Source organism: Streptomyces hilarionis (assembly GCF_024539675.1).
Lineage (GTDB): Bacteria > Actinomycetota > Actinomycetes > Streptomycetales > Streptomycetaceae > Streptomyces > Streptomyces hilarionis.
Map to the genome: position 1 here is coordinate 1 of NZ_JAHHIT010000727.1, position 270 is coordinate 270.

General features: G+C 55.9%; 1 protein-coding gene. It reads right to left on the reverse strand.

Annotation, left to right across the window (positions count from 1 at the left end):
• Positions 1-228: TOPRIM nucleotidyl transferase/hydrolase domain-containing protein (locus KMS84_RS44570; protein WP_256921594.1), on the reverse strand; the 228-nt coding region annotated here is incomplete at its 3' end.
• Between the last annotated feature and the right edge of the window lie 42 nt (positions 229-270).

A 270-nucleotide genomic window follows, 5' to 3' on the forward strand; every position in this document is an offset into this window, starting at 1 on the left:
GCCCCCTACATTTACGACTGATACCCCATGGCGGGTTAAGTCTTTTTCGAGCAGCCTCGCTAGCGCCGGCAACAGGATGGCTTCAGCATCGCCCTCGACGATGAGCACCCCACGTGCGAAGAACAAGTTCGCCTTGGTCACGTCCAGGAAACGGGCTAGGAAGCGATAGTCTCCTTCATCCAGCTTCGTGTGCTGCTTCCCGAGCGAATAAGCTTTGCGACCGTTCATTAGCACTAGATTGTCCAAGGCGATCTTGGAGCTGAGGTTGGG